At 70.3% G+C, this 17,221-nt stretch carries 16 protein-coding genes; 12 read left to right on the forward strand and 4 right to left on the reverse strand.

Annotation, left to right across the window (positions count from 1 at the left end; translation table 11 throughout):
- Positions 1–33 precede the first annotated feature (33 nt).
- The 11 genes from ACTWP9_RS19440 to ACTWP9_RS19490 all read left to right on the forward strand — a co-directional run bounded on the left by ACTWP9_RS19440 (position 34) and on the right by ACTWP9_RS19490 (position 12,672).
- Positions 34–1,422, forward strand: coding sequence for an MFS transporter (locus ACTWP9_RS19440; RefSeq protein ID WP_443247472.1), 1,389 nt, complete (start codon positions 34–36; stop codon positions 1,420–1,422).
- 15 nt (positions 1,423–1,437) lie between these two features.
- A complete protein-coding gene (gene pafA, locus ACTWP9_RS19445; RefSeq protein ID WP_433104472.1) occupies positions 1,438–2,799 on the forward strand; it encodes a Pup--protein ligase in 1,362 nt (453 codons plus the stop codon).
- Positions 2,800–3,008: 209 nt separating this feature from the next.
- Positions 3,009–3,998, forward strand: a complete 990-nt coding sequence (locus ACTWP9_RS19450) for an FKBP-type peptidyl-prolyl cis-trans isomerase (RefSeq protein WP_443247473.1) — start codon at positions 3,009–3,011, stop codon at positions 3,996–3,998.
- Positions 3,999–4,056: 58 nt separating this feature from the next.
- Positions 4,057–4,431: an FKBP-type peptidyl-prolyl cis-trans isomerase gene (locus tag ACTWP9_RS19455; protein WP_443247474.1), complete on the forward strand. Its 375-nt coding sequence runs from the start codon at positions 4,057–4,059 to the stop codon at positions 4,429–4,431.
- A gap of 122 nt (positions 4,432–4,553) precedes the next feature.
- Positions 4,554–5,621: a helix-turn-helix transcriptional regulator gene (locus tag ACTWP9_RS19460; RefSeq protein WP_443247475.1), complete on the forward strand. Its 1,068-nt coding sequence runs from the start codon at positions 4,554–4,556 to the stop codon at positions 5,619–5,621.
- 13 nt (positions 5,622–5,634) lie between these two features.
- A complete protein-coding gene (locus ACTWP9_RS19465; RefSeq protein WP_443247476.1) occupies positions 5,635–6,606 on the forward strand; it encodes a helix-turn-helix transcriptional regulator in 972 nt (323 codons plus the stop codon).
- 47 nt (positions 6,607–6,653) lie between these two features.
- Positions 6,654–6,884, forward strand: coding sequence for a hypothetical protein (locus tag ACTWP9_RS19470; protein ID WP_443247477.1), 231 nt, complete (start codon positions 6,654–6,656; stop codon positions 6,882–6,884).
- A 219-nt stretch (positions 6,885–7,103) separates the two neighbouring features.
- Complete coding sequence (gene tatA / locus ACTWP9_RS19475; RefSeq protein ID WP_433104460.1) at positions 7,104–7,388, forward strand: Sec-independent protein translocase subunit TatA; 285 nt, start codon at positions 7,104–7,106, stop codon at positions 7,386–7,388.
- A gap of 107 nt (positions 7,389–7,495) precedes the next feature.
- Positions 7,496–8,476, forward strand: coding sequence for a twin-arginine translocase subunit TatC (tatC, locus tag ACTWP9_RS19480; RefSeq protein ID WP_443247478.1), 981 nt, complete (start codon positions 7,496–7,498; stop codon positions 8,474–8,476).
- Positions 8,477–8,606: 130 nt separating this feature from the next.
- Positions 8,607–11,423 carry a DEAD/DEAH box helicase gene (locus ACTWP9_RS19485; RefSeq protein WP_443247479.1) on the forward strand — a complete coding sequence of 939 codons (2,817 nt, stop codon included), beginning with the start codon at positions 8,607–8,609 and terminating at the stop codon, positions 11,421–11,423.
- 115 nt (positions 11,424–11,538) lie between these two features.
- Positions 11,539–12,672 (forward strand): epoxide hydrolase family protein, encoded by a 1,134-nt coding sequence (locus ACTWP9_RS19490; RefSeq protein ID WP_443247480.1) that lies wholly within the window; start codon positions 11,539–11,541, stop codon positions 12,670–12,672.
- Positions 12,673–12,749: 77 nt separating this feature from the next.
- Here ACTWP9_RS19490 and ACTWP9_RS19495 read toward each other — a convergent pair whose 3' ends face one another.
- A complete protein-coding gene (locus ACTWP9_RS19495; RefSeq protein ID WP_443247481.1) occupies positions 12,750–13,400 on the reverse strand; it encodes a hypothetical protein in 651 nt (216 codons plus the stop codon).
- Between the two features lie 76 nt (positions 13,401–13,476).
- The gene (locus tag ACTWP9_RS19500; protein WP_443247482.1) at positions 13,477–13,695 is read right to left on the reverse strand and encodes a hypothetical protein; all 219 of its coding nucleotides are present in this window, start codon (positions 13,693–13,695) and stop codon (positions 13,477–13,479) included.
- A 100-nt stretch (positions 13,696–13,795) separates the two neighbouring features.
- Here ACTWP9_RS19500 and ACTWP9_RS19505 point away from each other — a divergent pair, with 100 nt between their 5' ends.
- Positions 13,796–15,013: a phosphatidylinositol-specific phospholipase C1-like protein gene (locus ACTWP9_RS19505; RefSeq protein WP_443247483.1), complete on the forward strand. Its 1,218-nt coding sequence runs from the start codon at positions 13,796–13,798 to the stop codon at positions 15,011–15,013.
- A gap of 129 nt (positions 15,014–15,142) precedes the next feature.
- Here the strand turns inward: ACTWP9_RS19505 and ACTWP9_RS19510 are convergent, their stop codons facing one another.
- Positions 15,143–16,000: a siderophore-interacting protein gene (locus tag ACTWP9_RS19510; RefSeq protein WP_443247484.1), complete on the reverse strand. Its 858-nt coding sequence runs from the start codon at positions 15,998–16,000 to the stop codon at positions 15,143–15,145.
- Positions 16,001–16,088: 88 nt separating this feature from the next.
- Positions 16,089–16,994: a 5'-3' exonuclease gene (locus tag ACTWP9_RS19515; RefSeq protein ID WP_443247503.1), complete on the reverse strand. Its 906-nt coding sequence runs from the start codon at positions 16,992–16,994 to the stop codon at positions 16,089–16,091.
- Positions 16,995–17,221 lie beyond the last annotated feature (227 nt).

Consider the following 17,221-nt stretch of genomic DNA (forward strand, 5'->3'; position numbering starts at 1 on the left):
AGGCCGTTATACGTAAAACTGGGGGTGGGGCGGATGGCGACGGGCTATGCCGAGCTGCTGCGGGCCAGGCACGCGATGCGCCTGCTGGCGGGAACGCTGGTGGGCAGGCTGCCGAATGCCACGGGGCCGATCGCCATCGCGCTCTTCATCCGATCCGACGGCGGCAGCATGGCGCTGGCGGGCGCCCTCTCGGCGATCTACGGCCTGGCCACCGCGTTCGGCCAGCCGATGCTGGGGCGGCTGGTGGATCTGTACGGGCAGCCGCGGGTGATGCTGCCCGCCGCCGTGGTCTCCGCCGCCGGTGCGGCCACGCTGGCGCTTGCGGGGACCGGCTCGCTGCCGCTCGCCTATGGGTGCGTACTGGTCTTCGGCCTGTTCACGCCCCCGCTGGAGGGCGGGCTGCGGGCGCTGTGGCCGACGGTGCTGCGGCGCGAGGAGCAGGTGCACAGTGCGTACGCGCTGGATGCCGTCGCCCAGGAAGTGATGTTCGCGGCGGGGCCGCTGCTGGTGACGCTGCTGGTCGCCGGATGGAGCGAGGCGGCGGCACTGCTGGTGGTCAACGCGCTGGGGGTGCTGGGCGCCCTCTCGGTGGTCGTCTCGCCCCCTTCGCGCCGCTGGCGGTCCTCGCCCCGTAAGCCGCACTGGCTGGGCGCGCTGCGTTCGCCGGGGCTGAAGGTGATGCTGGGCTCGTTCTTCTTCGTGGGGCTGGCGCTGGGCACCTTCGCGCTGGCCGCGGTCTCCTACGCCGACGGCCACGACGACAAGCTGATCTCCACCTATCTGCTGGCGGCGCAGGGTGCGGGTGCCCTGGTGGGCGGGGTCGGCTACGGGGCGCGGGGCTGGCCGGGCAGCCACGAGGGGCGGCTGCGGGTGCTGGTGGGCCTGTTCGCGGCGGGCAATCTGCCGCTGGCCCTGGTGCCGGGGGTGCCGGTGATGGTGGTGCTGGGCGGCCTCTCCGGGCTCTTCCTGGCCCCGGCGCTGGCGTGCGCCTTTGTCGTGGTGGACCGGCACGCGCCGTCGGGGACGGTGACGGAGGCGTTCTCCTGGCTGGTGACGACGTTCGGCGTGGGGGCGGCAACGGGGACGGCCGCGGTCGGCTCGGTCATCGAGTGGGGCGGCACGGGCGCGGGCTTCGGCCTGGCCGGGGCGGGCGGGCTCGCGGCGCTGGCCGTCATCGTGGCGGCGCGCCGGTTCCTGGCGCCTCCGGACGGCTCCGGGCGGGGCGGGGTGGTGGCGGGATCGACGGCGCCGTCGGCGGAGCCCGTCGCCGGACCGGTGGCCGCAGCGTCGCCTCCGGCAGGCGGGGAGAGCGAGCCGCGGCCGGGCCTTCCGCACACCGGAACCGGACGTCAGGGGCGCCCGTCAGGTGCGGAAACTGATCGGAACGGCTCTCCCGAACCCGGTTTCAGATCCTCCACGTAGGCGTACTGTTCAGGCATGGACCGCCGAATCTTCGGGCTGGAGAACGAGTACGGCGTCACATGTACGTTCCGGGGCCAGCGCCGGCTGTCCCCCGACGAGGTGGCGCGGTACCTCTTCCGCCGTGTTGTGTCATGGGGCCGCAGCAGCAATGTGTTTCTGCGGAACGGCGCGCGCCTCTATCTGGACGTGGGCTCGCACCCGGAGTACGCCACTCCGGAGTGCGACAGCGTGACCGAGCTGGTCACTCACGACAAGTCGGGTGAGCGCATTCTCGAGGGCCTGCTCGTCGACGCCGAACGCCGCCTGCACGAGGAGGGCATCGCGGGCGACGTCTATCTCTTCAAGAACAACACCGACTCGGCAGGCAACTCCTACGGCTGTCACGAGAACTATCTGGTGGCCCGGCACGGGGAGTTCTCCCGGCTGGCGGATGTACTCATCCCGTTCCTGGTGACGCGGCAGCTGGTGTGCGGCGCGGGCAAGGTGCTGCAGACCCCGCGCGGGGCCGTCTACTGCGTCAGCCAGCGTGCGGAGCACATCTGGGAGGGCGTCAGTTCCGCCACGACGCGCTCCCGCCCGATCATCAACACCCGTGACGAGCCGCATGCGGACGCGGAGCGGTACCGAAGGCTGCACGTCATCGTCGGCGACTCGAACATGTCGGAGACGACGATGCTGCTCAAGGTCGGCGCCACCGACCTGGTGCTGCGCATGATCGAGGCCGGCACGGTGATGCGGGACCTGACGCTGGAGAACCCGATCCGGGCGATTCGCGAGGTCAGCCACGACATCACGGGCCAGCGCAAGGTGCGGCTGGCCAGCGGCCGGGAGGCGTCCGCGCTGGAGGTCCAGCAGGAGTACTTCGACAAGGCGCTGGACTTCTGCGACCGGCGCGGCATCCGCACCGGCCGGGTCGAGCAGGTGCTGGAGCTGTGGGGGCGGGCCCTGGAGGCAGTGCGCACCCAGGAGCTGGACAAGATCAACACCGAGATCGACTGGGTGATGAAGTACCAGCTCATCGAGCGGTACCGGGCAAAGAACAACATCACGATGTCGCATCCGAGGATCGCGCAGATAGACCTCGCGTACCACGACATCCACCGGCGCCGGGGTCTTTACTATCTGCTGGAGCGCAGCGGCAAGGCGGCCCGTATCTGCAACGACGTCAAGATCTTCGAGGGCAAGTCGGTGCCGCCGCAGACGACACGGGCCCGGCTGCGCGGCGACTTCATCCGCAGGGCCCAGGAGCAGCGCCGGGACTTCACCGTCGACTGGGTGCATCTCAAGCTGAACGACCAGGCGCAGCGCACGGTGCTGTGCAAGGATCCGTTCCGATCGGTGGACGAGCGGGTGGAGAAACTCATCGCGGGGATGTGACCTGTGACGAGGATCTGACCGATGAGCTGACGCGGCGTCCGAAGGCTTTACCGAGGGCGGTCCCGGGCTTCCGGGACCGCCCTTCTGCGTGTGCGTCAGCGTGAATTGACCGCGCCGGTCGGCGCCGTGTCGTGGGCGGCGGCAGCCTCGTTGCTGGGTCGTAGGCTGTCAGGACTGCACGAATATCCCTAAACCCACGAGTGGGACACATGTTGCATTTCTCCGGGGGCTCGACCCCCCGCACCACCCGAGCCTTCCGGAATCCGCACCGGACGAGTACGCGCCGCCTCGCCATGCTGCTGGCGGTTCCGCTGCTTGCGGCCACGGCGGCAGCCTGTGGCAGTGACGACGGATCGTCCGATGACAAGGGCGGCCCTCCGGCGGTGAGCGGATCCTGGGGCAAGAAACCCAAGATCGACAAGGGGGAGGGCGACCCGCCCTCCGAGCTCAAGACGAAGGTGCTCAAGAGCGGCAACGGGCAGAAGGTGCGCAAGGGTGACGCGGTAAGCGCGCACTACGTGGGCCAGTTGTGGAACGGCAAGGAGTTCGACAGCAGCTGGAAGCGCCAGATGGCCGCCACCTTCCAGATCGGTACCGGCAAGGTCATCAAGGGCTGGGACGAGTCGCTGGTCGGCAAGAAGACCGGCAGCCGGGTCGAGATCGTCGCCCCGCCGGACAAGGGGTACGGCAAGAAGGGGCAGCCGCCGACGATCCCCGGCAACTCCACGCTGGTCTTCGTCGTCGACCTGGAGAAGATCGCCCCCAGCGAGATCGACGGCAAGCCCGTGGACAAGCCGCAGAACCCGCAGCTGCCCAAGGTGAGCACCAAGGTCGACAAGAGCAAGGCGCCGACGGTCCAGATTCCCAAGGGCAAGGAGAGCGCGCCGGGCCGGCTGATCAGCGAAACCATCGTCCAGGGCGACGGCAAGAAGACGGTCGGTGCGAACAGCACCATCCTGACCCACTTCACCGCCAAGACGTGGAAGGGCGGCAGGCAGTTGGACGACACCTGGGCGCAGAACGGTGCGCCGCAGGAGATCCCCGTCGCCCAGATCCCGGGCTGGAAGGACGGGCTGAAGGGGGTCAAGACCGGCAGCCGCGTGGTGATCTCCGTGCCGCAGAACAAGTTCCCCAAGGAGCAGCAGAAACAGTTCAAGGACGGAGTCGTCTTCTCGGTGGATGTGCTCGACGTGAAGTGACTACTTCCGTGGCAGACTGGCGCGGTTGTCCCGCAGATACGTTCGTAGGAGCAATTTCGTGAGCATCGACAAGCCCGAGGTCGACTTCCCCGAGGGCGAGCCGCCGTCCGACCTGGAGATCCAGGACCTGTGGGAGGGCGACGGGCCCGAGGCCAAGGCCGGGGACAACGTCTCCGTGCACTATGTGGGCGTCTCCTTCTCCACGGGTGAGGAGTTCGACGCCAGCTGGAACCGCGGCAAGCCGCTCCAGTTCCAGCTGGGCGCCGGCCAGGTCATCGAGGGCTGGGACAAGGGCGTTCAGGGCATGAAGGTCGGCGGCCGCCGCCGGCTGACCATCCCGCCGCACCTCGCCTACGGTGAGCGTGGCGCGGGCGGCGGGCGGATCAAGCCCAACGAGACGCTGATCTTCGTCTGCGACCTCGTCGCCGTCTGACGGCCGCATAGCACACCCCATGGGAGCCCCGCCGACCGCGGGGCTCCCGGCTTTTGTCTCGCGCCGCGCTGGCGGTACGGTCGAGGGCCCAGAACAGCATGAGAGAGGGCACGAGGGAACCCATGGCGATTGCCAAGGCCGAGCGGCTGATGAATCTGGCGCTGTGCCTGCTGGGGGCCCGCCGCCCGCTCACCAAGCGTGAGCTGCGCGCATCGATCGAGGCTTACGTCGAGGCGTACGGCTCGGGGGAAGCAGCGGCCTACGGGCCGGGAGAGGCAGTGGCCTTCGGTTCGGGAGAGGCGGGGGCGGCCTTCGGCCCGGGGGACGGGTCCACGGGGACCGAGGAGTCCTTCAGCCGGATGTTCGAGCGCGACAAGGACGACTTGCGCGAGCTGGGGCTCGTCATCGACACCGTCGACAATCTGGACGGGGAGACCGGCTACGTCGCCCGTCGCGACAGCAATCGGCTCCCGCCCATCACTCTGGACGCCGCCGAGGCCACCGCGCTCGGCCTCGCGGCCCGCGTCTGGCAGCAGGCCCGCCTCGCCGCGGCGGCCAGCGGTGCCCTGCAGAAGCTGCACGCCGCCGGCGGTATGCCGCCGGGCACCATCCCCGAGCAGGGCGGGGAGCGGCAGCTGAGCACGCTGGAGCCGCATATTCCGGCCCGCGAGGCCGCGTTCGAGCCGCTGATGCTGGCCTGCCGCGACCGCCGCCCCGTCGTCTTCGACTACCGCAAGTCCAACGCGGCCCGCTCCGAGCGGCGGCATGTCGAGCCGTGGACGCTGGAGTGCTGGCGCGGGCACTGGTATCTGGCGGGGTGGGACCGGGAGCGGCAGGACGAGCGGGTCTTCCGCATCTCGCGGATCACCGGCCCGGTCCGCTCCCGCGCCGCCGCCTTCACCGCGCCGGTACCCGATCAGGTGACGGTGCGCGAAACCGTGGAGCGCTGGGCGGGAGAGGGCGCCACCAGCACGGCGCGGATCAGGCTGCGCGCGGGCGCGGGCTACCCGCTGCGGGCGCGGGCGCTGCACACCCGGGAACTCGGTGACGGATGGGAAGAGTTGGAGATCCCGTACGGGCACGGCCTGGACGCCTGGCTGGTGGAGTTCGGCCCGGACGTCGTCGTGCTGGAGCCCGCCGAGCTGCGTGCCGATGTGATCGACCGGCTGCGTGCCGTGGCAAAGGGCTGAGGGAGGAGCGGCAGTGGCGGTGAACGCCATCGACCAGACCCGCAGGATGCTCTCGCTGGTCACCTATCTCAGGGACCGGCCGGGAGCCCGGGTCGAGGAGGTCGCGCGCGCCTTCGGTATCTCCGACGACGAGCTGATCTCCGATCTGAACGTGCTGCCGATGTGCGGCACCAGCTTCCGCGGCGGCGATCTGCTGGAGATCGACACCGACGGGGAGCGCATCTGGTGGCGCAACTCCGAGGCGCTGGGCAGCGATACGGCACAGCCGCTGCGGCTGGCCGCCGACGAGGCCACGGCGCTGCTGGTCGCGGCCCGCGCCGTGGCCACACTGCCGGGCCTGCGGGAGAGCGACCGGGACGCGCTCCAGCGGGCCACGGCGAAGTTGGAGACGGCGGCGGGCGAGAGTGCGGGCGCCAGCTCGCGGCTGTCGGTCACCTTCGAGTCCGAGGGCGGCGTCTTCGCCGACGTCGACCGCGCCATCGCCGAGCGCCGTCGGCTGTGGATCCGCTACTACTCGCCCGCCCGGGACGAGCTGACCGAGCGCGAGGTGGACCCGATCCGGCTGTTCGCCGTCGGTCACACCTACGTCGAGGCGTGGTGCCGGCTCTCGGAGGCGCGGCGGACCTTCCGGCTGGACCGGGTGGCCGAGATCAGGCTGCTGGACGAGCGCTCCGACCCGCCGCCGATAGAGCCGCGCGATCTGAGCGCCGGGCTGGTGCAGCCCGCGGCCACCGATCCGGAGGTCGTCGTCGAGGTCGGCCCCGGGGGGCGGTGGGTCGCGGAGTACTACCCGCACGACAGCGCCGAGGAGCTGCCCGACGGCGGCCTGCGCATCACGCTGCGTACCCCGGACCCCGCCTCGCTGCGGCGGCTGGCGCTCCGGCTGGGTCCGGACGGCCGCATCACGGCGCCGGAGGAGCTCGCCCACAGCGCACGGGAAGCGGCGCGAAAGGCGCTGGCGGCGTACGGCGAGCAGGTCGTATAGGAAGGACCGGCAGGGCGTCGTCACTGCCAGGCACTAGGCTGCCCCTCATGCTCTGGCCGATGGTGTTTCTGGCGCTCGCGTTCTGCGGGATCGCCGTGCTCGGAGTGCTCGCCGTACGGGTGGGGCTGGAGGTGCAGCGCTTCTCGCGGGCGGTCGGCGACAGCTCGGAGCGGATCACGCGGGCCGCGGAGAACCTGGAGCGGGCGGCGATGCCGCTGGCAGCGCGGTCCGGCCAGGGGACGGATTCCGACGGAACGCAAGGCCCCAACGAGACATAACCGACGTACGGCCGGTCTCCGGCCCTGGATCGGGGAGCGGTAGGCTGCAAGGTGCCGCGTCGACGGGCGCTGGGGTGTGCCACCGGGGGGATGCACAGGGATTGCCCGGTGTTCACTCCACAGGGTTACGATCGATGCTGGCACGTCAGCACGATGAAGCCAGTCCGATTCATCCGGCAGGCACGGAACACGCCGCCCCGGCGAGAAGGTAGTGGCAACATGCCCCTAGGTTTGAGGCCCATGGAGATCGTTCTGATTCTCCTTGTCATCCTGCTGCTGTTCGGCGCCAAGAAGCTTCCGGACATGGCCCGTTCGCTCGGCAAGTCGGCCCGCATCCTCAAGAGCGAAGCCAAGCAGATGAAGAAGGAAGGCGCCTCCGACGCCGAAGCGGACAAGTCCGGTGAGGCGCAGCAGTCGGCGCCGAAGACGATCCAGGCCGCTCCCGGTGACGTCTCGACGTCGCGTCCTGTCACCGAGCCGGCGGACCAGCCGAAGCAGAGCTGAGCGACGGCCCGGCCACCGTGCCGGCCGTGCCCGCCGTCCGCTCCGTGGCACCGGCCGCGGGGTGGCGGAGTCAGCCGTATCCGACACTTCGAGACTGAGGACGAGGGTTGCTCAAGTCCGCCCGGAAGCAGGGTAAACAGGAGAAGGACCCCGAGGGGCGGATGCCTCTTGCGGACCACCTGCGGGAGTTGCGCAACCGCTTGATGAAGTCGGTGCTGGCGATCCTCGTCGTCACCATCGTGGCGATGATCTACTACAAGCAGATCGCCGATTTCCTGATGCACCCGGTGCGGGAGTCGGTCGGCTGTGGCGACAAGAGCTTCGGCAAGGCCGCCGCGGAGGGCGAGACTTGCGCGGAGATCACCATCAACGGGCTGATCGCGCCGTTCACGATCATGCTGAAGGTGGCGTTGACCACCGGTGTCGTCATCGCCTCCCCGATCTGGCTGTACCAGCTGTGGGGCTTCCTCGCCCCCGGCCTGCACAAGCACGAGAAGCGGTACGCGCGCTCCTTCGTCGGTGCCGGTGTGCCGCTGTTCCTCGCCGGTGCCTTTCTGGCCTATCTGATCCTGCCGAAGGCCGCCAAGACGCTGCTGGACTTCTCCCCGGACGGCGCGGGCAACCTGATCCCGCTGGACGACTTCCTCGACATCGTCACCCGGCTGGTCATCGTCTTCGGTCTCGCCTTCGAGCTGCCGCTGCTGCTCGTCCTGCTCAACTTCGGGGGAGTGCTGACCGGCAAGCGGCTGCTGGGCTGGTGGCGGGGGATGGTCATCGGCATCACCGTCTTCGCCGCCGTCGCCACCCCCACTGGTGACCCGCTGACGATGGGTGCGCTGGCGGCGCCGATCGTGCTGCTGTACTTCGCCGCCGTCGGTATTTGTCTCTTCAACGACCGCCGCCGCAGCCGCTCCGACCCCTACGCCGGGCTGGACGACGACGAGGCATCGCCGCTCGACGACGCGCCCGAGACCGTGGGCGCCGCCGAGTCCCTGCCCGCCCCGCGCCCCGACGCCGAGGGCAGTGCGCAGGACGGCGGTGGTGCGGGCGGCCCGCAGCGGCCTGACGGTTACGACGACGCAACCTGAGCAGCGCTTCGGGCCGGGCGGTCACCGTCCGCATCCGAGCGGTCGGCAGCGCGCTGACCACGGGGTTTGCTCCATGGCCCGGTAAAGATCGTGAGTTCTGTCAGAGGTGGCCGGTAGGCTCGTAGACACGATGACCGAGGATCTGTCCCCCGCGGAGCGGTATTCGGCGGCGCGCAAGCGTGCCGCCGAGCAGGCCACCGCTCTCGCGCCCTTCCGTGACCTGTACGACTTCGATCTGGACCCCTTCCAGATCGAGGCGTGCGAAGCCCTCGAAGCAGGAAAGGGTGTGCTGGTCGCGGCGCCGACCGGCTCCGGCAAGACCATCGTGGGCGAGTTCGCCGTCCACCTGGCCCTCACGCAGGGCCGCAAGTGCTTCTACACGACCCCCATCAAGGCGCTGTCCAACCAGAAGTTCAGCGATCTGGTCAAGCGGTACGGACCGGCCAAGGTCGGCCTGCTCACCGGCGACAACAGCGTCAACTCCGAGGCACCCATCGTCGTGATGACGACCGAGGTGCTGCGGAACATGCTCTACGCGGGCTCGAAGTCCCTGCTGGGCCTGGGCTACGTCGTCATGGACGAGGTCCACTACCTCTCGGACCGCTTCCGGGGCGCCGTATGGGAAGAGGTGATCATCCACCTTCCCGAGTCGGTCACCATCGTCTCGCTCTCGGCCACTGTCTCCAATGCGGAGGAGTTCGGCGACTGGCTGGACACTGTGCGTGGCGACACCGAGGTGATCGTCTCCGAACACCGTCCGGTGCCGCTGTGGCAGCACGTGCTGGCGGGCCGCCGGATGTACGACCTGTTCGAGGAGTCCCGCGACAAGCGCGAGGTCAACCCCGATCTGGTGCGGATGGCCCGGATGGAGAACAGCCGGGTGGGCAACGGGCGCGACAGGCGCCGCGGACGCCCCCAGAGGGAGGCCGACCGGGAGCGGGAGCGGCGGCAGCGCGCCCGGATCTGGACGCCCAGCCGCCCCGAGGTGATCGACCGGCTGGACTCGGAGGGGCTGCTCCCGGCCATCACGTTCATCTTCAGCCGCGCGGGCTGCGAGGCCGCCGTCCAGCAGTGCCTCTACTCGGGCCTGCGGCTCAACGACAACGCGGCCCGGGCCCGGGTCCGCGAGATCGCCGAGGAGCGCACCGCCGACATCCCCGACAAGGATCTGCACGTCCTCGGCTATTTCGAGTGGCTGGAGGGCCTGGAGCGGGGCATCGCCGCGCATCACGCGGGCATGCTGCCCACCTTCAAGGAGGTGGTCGAGGAGCTGTTCGTCCGCGGACTGGTCAAGGCCGTCTTCGCCACCGAGACGCTGGCGCTGGGCATCAACATGCCGGCCCGCTCCGTGGTGCTGGAGAAGCTGGTCAAGTGGAACGGTGAGCAGCACGCCGATATCACTCCGGGTGAGTTCACGCAGCTCACCGGGCGCGCGGGGCGGCGCGGCATCGACATCGAGGGGCACGCCGTGGTGCTGTGGCAGCGCGGCATGGACCCGGGTGCGCTTGCGGGGCTGGCCGGTGCGCGTACGTATCCGCTGCGCTCGTCGTTCAAGCCGTCGTACAACATGGCGGTCAACCTCGTCTCGCAGTTCGGCAGACACCGCTCGCGCGAGCTGCTGGAGACGTCGTTCGCGCAGTTCCAGGCCGACCGCTCGGTGGTCGGCATCTCCCGGCAGGTGCAGAAGAACGAGGAGGGTCTGGCGGGCTACCAAGCCTCCATGACCTGCCACTTGGGGGACTTCGAGGAGTACGCGCGGCTGCGCAGGGAGCTCAAGGACCGCGAGACCGAGCTGGCCAAGCAGGGTGCCAACCAGCGCCGGGCGCAGGCGGCGGCAGCGCTGGAGAGGCTCAAGCCGGGCGATGTCATCCACGTGCCCACCGGTAAGTACGCCGGCCTCGCGCTGGTGCTGGACCCGGGTGTGAGCGGCGGACGAGGATCCGGGCCGCGCAGGGGCTACGACGGAACGACAGGGCACGAGGGCCCGCGCCCGCTGGTGCTGACGGCGCAGCGGCAGGTCAAACGGCTGGGCCCGATCGACTTCCCGGTGCCGGTCGAGCCGTTGGAGCGGATGCGCATCCCCAAGTCGTTCAACGCACGCAGCCCTCAGTCCCGCCGCGATCTGGCTTCGGCGCTGCGCAGCAAGGCGGGCCCCTATGTGCCCGAGCGGCACCGCAGACAGCGCTCGGCCGCCGCCGACGACCCCGAGATCGAGCGGCTGCGCAAGGCCATCCGGCAGCACCCCTGCCACGGTTGCGACGAGCGCGAGGACCACGCCCGCTGGGCCGAGCGCTACCACCGGCTCAAGCGGGACACCCGCCAGCTGGAGCGGCGCATCGAGGGGCGTACGAACACGATTGCCCGCACCTTCGACCGGGTGTACGCGCTCCTCTCGGAGCTGGGCTATCTCTCCGGCGACCACGTCACCGACGACGGCCGGGTGCTGGCCCGGCTCTACGGCGAGCTGGACCTGCTCGCCTCGGAGTGCCTGCGCGAGGGCGTATGGGAAGGGCTGCCGCCTGCCGAGCTGGCCGCCTGTGTCTCCGCGTTGGTGTTCGAGGCCCGCAGCAACGACGACGCGCTGCCCCCCAAGCTGCCCGGCGGCCGGGCGCGGGCCGCGCTCGGCGAGATGGTGCGGATCTGGGGGCGGCTGGACGCCCTTGAGGAGGAGCACCGCATCACCGCGACCGAGGGCGTCGGCCAGCGCGAGCCCGACCTGGGCTTCGCCTGGGCCGCCTACCGTTGGGCGGACGGCCATGGCCTTGACGAGGTGCTGCGCGAGGCCGACATGCCGGCCGGTGACTTCGTGCGCTGGTGCAAGCAGGTCATCGATGTCCTCGGCCAGTTGGCCGCGGCTGCCCCGGAGGGCGGCACGGTATCGAGGAACGCCCGCAGGGCGATCGACGGCATGCTGCGCGGCGTGGTGGCGTACTCCAGCGTGGGGTGAGCACGGGCCTGGTTCCGGATGATGCCGTCGATTCCCGCCCAGGTGTCGTCCCGCCGTGCCTCGGCGCCTGACCTTGCGGACAGAAGTTGTCCGCAGGGGTTTCTATCGTCACCGCATGACCTTTCAGATCCGCCCCTTCCGCATCGCCGTCCCCCAGGCCGACCTGGACGACCTCAGGGAGCGGCTGGCCCGTACCCGCCTGCCCCGCGAACTGCCCGGCGAGGGCTGGGACCGCGGCGTCCCCGGGGAGACGCTGCGCGAGCTGGCCGCTTACTGGGCCGAGGAGTTCGACTGGCGGGAGCAGGAAGCGGCACTCAACCGGTTCCCGCAGTTCATGACGGAGATCGATGGACAGGACCTGCACTTCCTGCATGTGCGCTCGCCCGAACCCGGAGCGCTGCCGCTGCTGCTCCACCACGGCTGGCCCAACACCTTCGCCGAGTTCGCCCGGTTGATCGGCCCGCTCACCGACCCCGGCGCGCACGGTGGGGACCCCGCGCAGGCTTTCCACGTCGTGGTGCCCTCGGTGCCCGGCTTCGCCTTTTCCGCACCGCCGCGCGGGACGGGCTGGGACGCGGCACGGGTGGGCCGGCTGTCCGCCGAGCTGATGCGGCGGCTCGGATACGACCGCTACGGCGCCCAGGGCGGTGACTTCGGTGCCTATGTGGCCCCCGAGGTCGCCACCGCGGCGCCCGGGCATGTGGCGGGGGTGTACATCACCGGAGGGCTGGGCTTCCCCACCGCGGACGACGTTCCCGAACTGAGCCCGGACGAACGCGCCCTGTACGACGCGCTGATGAACCAGGACTGGATGCACGGGGTCGACCACCACGCGCTGCTGCGCGCCGCGCCACAGACCTTCGCGTACGGCTGGCACGACTCGCCCGTCGGGGCGCTGGCCTGGCTGGCGCAGAAGTTCCACGACTTCAATGCGACGGGCAGGCCGCTGGAGGAGACCATCGACCGGGATCTGTTCCTGACCAACGTCAGCCTCTACTGGCTGACGGACACGCTGGGTTCGGCATCGTGGCCGTACTACGAGAGCAGCGGGTTCGGCTGGCCGCGCGGCAGTGCCGAGGCGCCGAGCGGCGTCTACTGCGGCCCGCCCGGCATCCGGCGGCTGGCCGAGAAGCACACGAAGGTGCTCCACTGGCCCGAGGACAACCCCGCAGGCCACCACTTCCTCGCCATGGACCAGCCGGAAGCGCTGGCCGCTGACATGAGGGAGTTCTTCGCCAAGGTGCGATGAGTACGGCCGGATCGTCCGGTTGTCGGTCGTCTACCGGGTGCCGGCGGCGGATCGGTCCCGGTACGAGAACCGGCGTCTCACGCACGCACGTTGACGCGGCCGTCCTGCAGTGCGTCGACGTAGCGCCGGGACTCGTGCAGGCTCATGCCGGTGTCCCTACGTGCCTGGACGACCGCCTCACGGTGCTTGTTGTCCGCTATCAGGCGCAGCAACTGGGGCGAGGGCGGGTGGACGCATGTCTTCCGGCGCACGAGCTGCCCGTCGTCGAGAAAGGCTGGTTCGAGGAGGGTGTCCTCGTAGAAGCGCAGATGGACATCGAGATCGAACTGCGGGTCGAGCACCCGCCGGGTCAGCCAGCTGATGCACTGTTCCGGCCCTTCGAAGTCGTCCGGGTGCACCTCCTGACGGCTCGTCAGTGCCCAGCCAGGGCGGGGCCCGTTGCGCTCGCGGCGCCGCAGATCCGAGAAGAGCACCCCGCCGATCCGGCCGGCTGCCCCTCGTCCTGCCAGTGCCGGGCGTCTGCTCTCCTCCCAGGTGCCTTCAGCGCCCGGTGCGTAGTCGGCGAGCTCGCCGTCGTCGTCGACGAAGTCCATGGGGAAACCCGTCACGATGGTGCACTCCTGCGGCTCCGGTCCCAGCCCCAGGTGCCAGCGCAGCTCGGTCAGCTCGGCTTCCGAGAGGTCGTCGGGGAGATCCGCGTTGATGAGCAGCTCGTATACGTCAGCCATGCCGCGCAGTCTGACAGGCCGGGGTGACAGTGACGGCGTTGCGCAGCCCCATCCGGATCACCAAGGGCCGGCTCGGTCATTCCTCGGAGTCCTGGTAGCCGTATGACGCGAGGTTCCCGTCAGCCGGCTCGACAGCGTTGTCCTCGTCGCCCTCGGACACGATCTCGTCGGCCGGCGCGGCCTTCACCTCGTAGAGACTGCCCAGGATGTGGTGCGCGTCCTTGCGAGCGCCGGTTCGCGCAGCGTCATGGGGCGGGGCGGTGTTGACGGCCGTCGTGGGGGGCGGGATGTTCAAGCGTGTGTCAACTGCCGGGCACCGGGTGGCCGTACGTGCCCGGCAGTGTCTTGTGTGATGCGCGCGACCCGCGTGCATCCCGTACTCGACAGGGGGCCAAGTGCGTACGAGCAGCAGCACCAGCAGAGCCAGATCCCTGACCCGCCGTTGGGCCTGCGCCGTGACCGCCGTCGCCGCGGTCGCGGCGCTGTCGTCCACGGCCGCCACCGCGCAGCCGGGCACCGCCGCGGCCCAGGGCGGGCACGGTGATCCGGCCGGGAACCTGCGGCTGACCCAGCTGCAGGCGATGGCCACGCACAACAGCTACCACCGCGAGACCACCTCCCTCGCCGAGCAGAACCTGATGTCCCAGTACGACCCCAACTGGCAGACGCTGCTCTACAGCCACTCCTCGCTCCCCGTACAGTTCGAACGCCAGCGTGCCCGCGGCATCGAACTCGACGTCTTCCCCGATCCGGAAGGCGGCCTCTATGCGGACCCGCTGCTCCGCAAGCGTGCCGGGCTGCCCCCGCTGGACGACCCGGAGCTGAAGAAGCCCGGCTTCAAGGTGCTGCACTGGGCGGACTTCGACTACCGGTCGACCTGTGTGACCCTGCGCGGCTGTCTGCGCCAGGTCAAGAAGTGGTCCGACAGCCGGCCGGGACATGTGGCCGTACCGATCCTGTTGGAGCTGAAGCAGACGGATCCGCGGCTGGAGGAGCAGGGGGGCGCCAAGAGCCCGCCGTGGGACACGGCGATGCTCGACGCGCTGGACAAGGAGATCCGCTCCGTCTTCCCCGACGACGAGACGGTCACACCGGACGACATCCGGCGGCCCGGCCGGACGCTGGAGCAGTCGGTGTTGCGCCACGGCTGGCCGAAGGTACGTGACACCCGGGGCCAGGTCATGTTCTTCATGGACAACGACGGCAAGGAGATCCAGGATGCCTACCGTGCCGGAGGGCGCGAGAGCCTGCAAGGCCGGGTGCTGTTCACCGACTCCGAACCGGGGCGGGCGGACGCGGCCTTCATGAAGGTGAACGACCCGACGGGCGCCAACAAGGCCGTCATCCGCGATCTGGTGCAGCGCGGGTTCTTCGTACGGACCCGGTCGGACGTACCGCTGGACCAGGCGCGGAGCGGGGACACCGGGATGCTGCGGGACGCGCTCTCGTCCGGGGCGCAGATGGTGAGCACCGATTTCCCGGTGCCCGGGATGGCGGCCCGCTACGGGTCCGACTACGTCGCGGAGTTGCCGGGCGACAGGGACCGCGCCGTACGGTGCAACCCCGTGACAGGTCCCCGGCACTGCCCCCAGGGCCCGTTGGAGCCGCGCTGATCCTGGCCTGTTGGCCTGTTGGCCTGTTGGCCTGTTGGCCTGTTGGCCTGTTGGCCTGTTGGCCCACGTCCCTGGTCCCAGGCCGCTGCCCCGCCCCGGGCGGGCGGGGCAGAGTCTTCCCCGGCCCACTCAGGCGGCGGGCTGGTGCTCCTGCTCGGCTTCGACGCGTTCGTTCCACTCCTTCTTGGACGACTGCCAGCCGTCCTCGTCGGCCCCGAGCCGCCAGTAACCGGATATGGAGAGCTGCTCGCGCTCGATGCCCCGCTCCAGCCGCAGGTGGCCGCGGAGTTCCTTCACGAAGCCTGCCTCGCCGTGGACGAAGGCGTGCACCCGCCCCGGGGGGAACTCCAGTTCGCGGACGGCCGCTACCAGGCGTTCGCCCACGGGCGCCGCACCCCGGTGCAGCCAGCGCACCTGGGCGCCGAGCGGCGTGTCCAGCGGCTGCTCCTCCTCGGGCCCGGCGACCTCGATGAGCGCCCGTACGGAGGCTCCGGCGGGCATCCGGGCCAGCGAGGCCGCGATGGCGGGCAGCGCGCTCTCGTCCCCGGCCAGCAGATGCCAGTCGGCTTCCGGGCTGGGCGCATAGGCGCCGCCGGGGCCCAGGAACCTGACCTCCTCGCCGACGGTGGCGGAGCGGGCCCACGGTCCGGCCAGCCCCTCGTCGCCGTGGACGACGAAGTCGATGGTCAGCTCCAGTGCGGCCGGGTCCCAGGCGCGGACGGTGTAGGTGCGCATCGAGGGCCACTGCGAGCGCGGCAGGTCGGCACGGATGCGGGCGATGTCGAACGGCTCCGGGTAGCGCACGCCGGGGGCCGGGAACAGCAGCTTGACGTAGTGGTCGGTGTACTCACCGGCCGGGAAGCCCGCCAGGGACTTGCCGCCGAGGACGATGCGCACCATGTGCGGTGTCAGCTGCTCGGTGCGGATCACGCGCGCCTGGTGGAGCTGCGGTTTGTTGCGGGCTGGACGGGCCGGGCGTTCTGGCACGGGGCCTCCCTGGACACGGGGCAACTTAGGCATACCTAAGCTAACAGATGGGTGCCGGGAAAGATCGGCCGCCGGCCCTGCCGCGGTCTCAGCCCGCGAGCGCTTCCAGCAGCCGTCGCAGCGAGCCGCCCAGGCCCCAGCGTTCGGACAGTGCCTCCAGCAGTGCGGGGTCGCGCGGGGCGCGCGGCAGGGTGAGATCGACGTCCGGGAGGGAGATGTCCCGGGCGACCCGCACCACCGTCGGCGCGACATCCAGATAGGCGGCGGCCTCCTTGAACTTCGTGCGCTGCGCTGGGGTGAGCCGCGAGACCGGGTCGGCCGCGGCGGCGCGGATACCGGCCAGATCGCCGTACTGGGCCAGCAGCTTGGCGGCGGTCTTCTCGCCGACGCCGCGCACCCCGGGCAGGCCGTCGCTGGGGTCGCCGCGCAGCACGGCCAGATCCGCGTACCCGGCGCCGTCGACGCCGTATTTGGCGCGCAGCGCCGCACCGTCGTACGTGTCCAGGCTGCCGACGCCCTTGACGGGGTAGAGCACGCGGACGTCGCGCTCGTCGTCGACGAGCTGGAACAGGTCGCGGTCGCCGGTGACGACATCGACAGGTCCGGCGGCGCGGGTGGCGAGGGTGCCGATCACATCGTCCGCCTCGTATCCCTCGGCACCCAGCCGGGCCAGCCCGATCGCGTCCAGCACCTGCTCGATCACCGGAACCTGCGGGCCTAGGGTGTCGGGGGTCTCCTCCTCGTCCGGGCCGTCCGGGATCTCCTCGGCGACGCGGTGCGCCTTGTAGGAGGGGATCAACTCCACCCGCCACTGCGGGCGCCAGTCGGCGTCCATGCAGGCGGCCAGCGCCTGGGGGCGGTGGTCCTGGACCAGTCTGGCGATGAAGTCGAGCAGCCCGCGCACCGCGTTGACGGGGGTTCCGTCCGGGGCGCGGACGGTGTCCGGGACGCCGAAGTAGGCGCGGAAGTAGAGCGAGGCGGTGTCCAGGAGCATCAGCCGATGGCCGCCTCGTGCGTGCGCTGTGTTCGCTGCGTTCGCTGTGGTGATGGTCACGAACCGATGATGCCGTACGGGACTGACACAGCACGGCTCGTGGTCGTTCGGCGGCTATAGGTGCCACTTGGTTGGACTCCCGCCCCGGCCTGGAGGACAAGCTGGCTCCGGTCAAGTGACGGCCCCTCGGGTTGCCGAGGAGTGAAGCCCTGCTGAGCGGCCCAGGG

This window comes from Streptomyces sp. 3N207 (assembly GCF_052246355.1).
Taxonomy (GTDB): Bacteria; Actinomycetota; Actinomycetes; order Streptomycetales; family Streptomycetaceae; genus Streptomyces.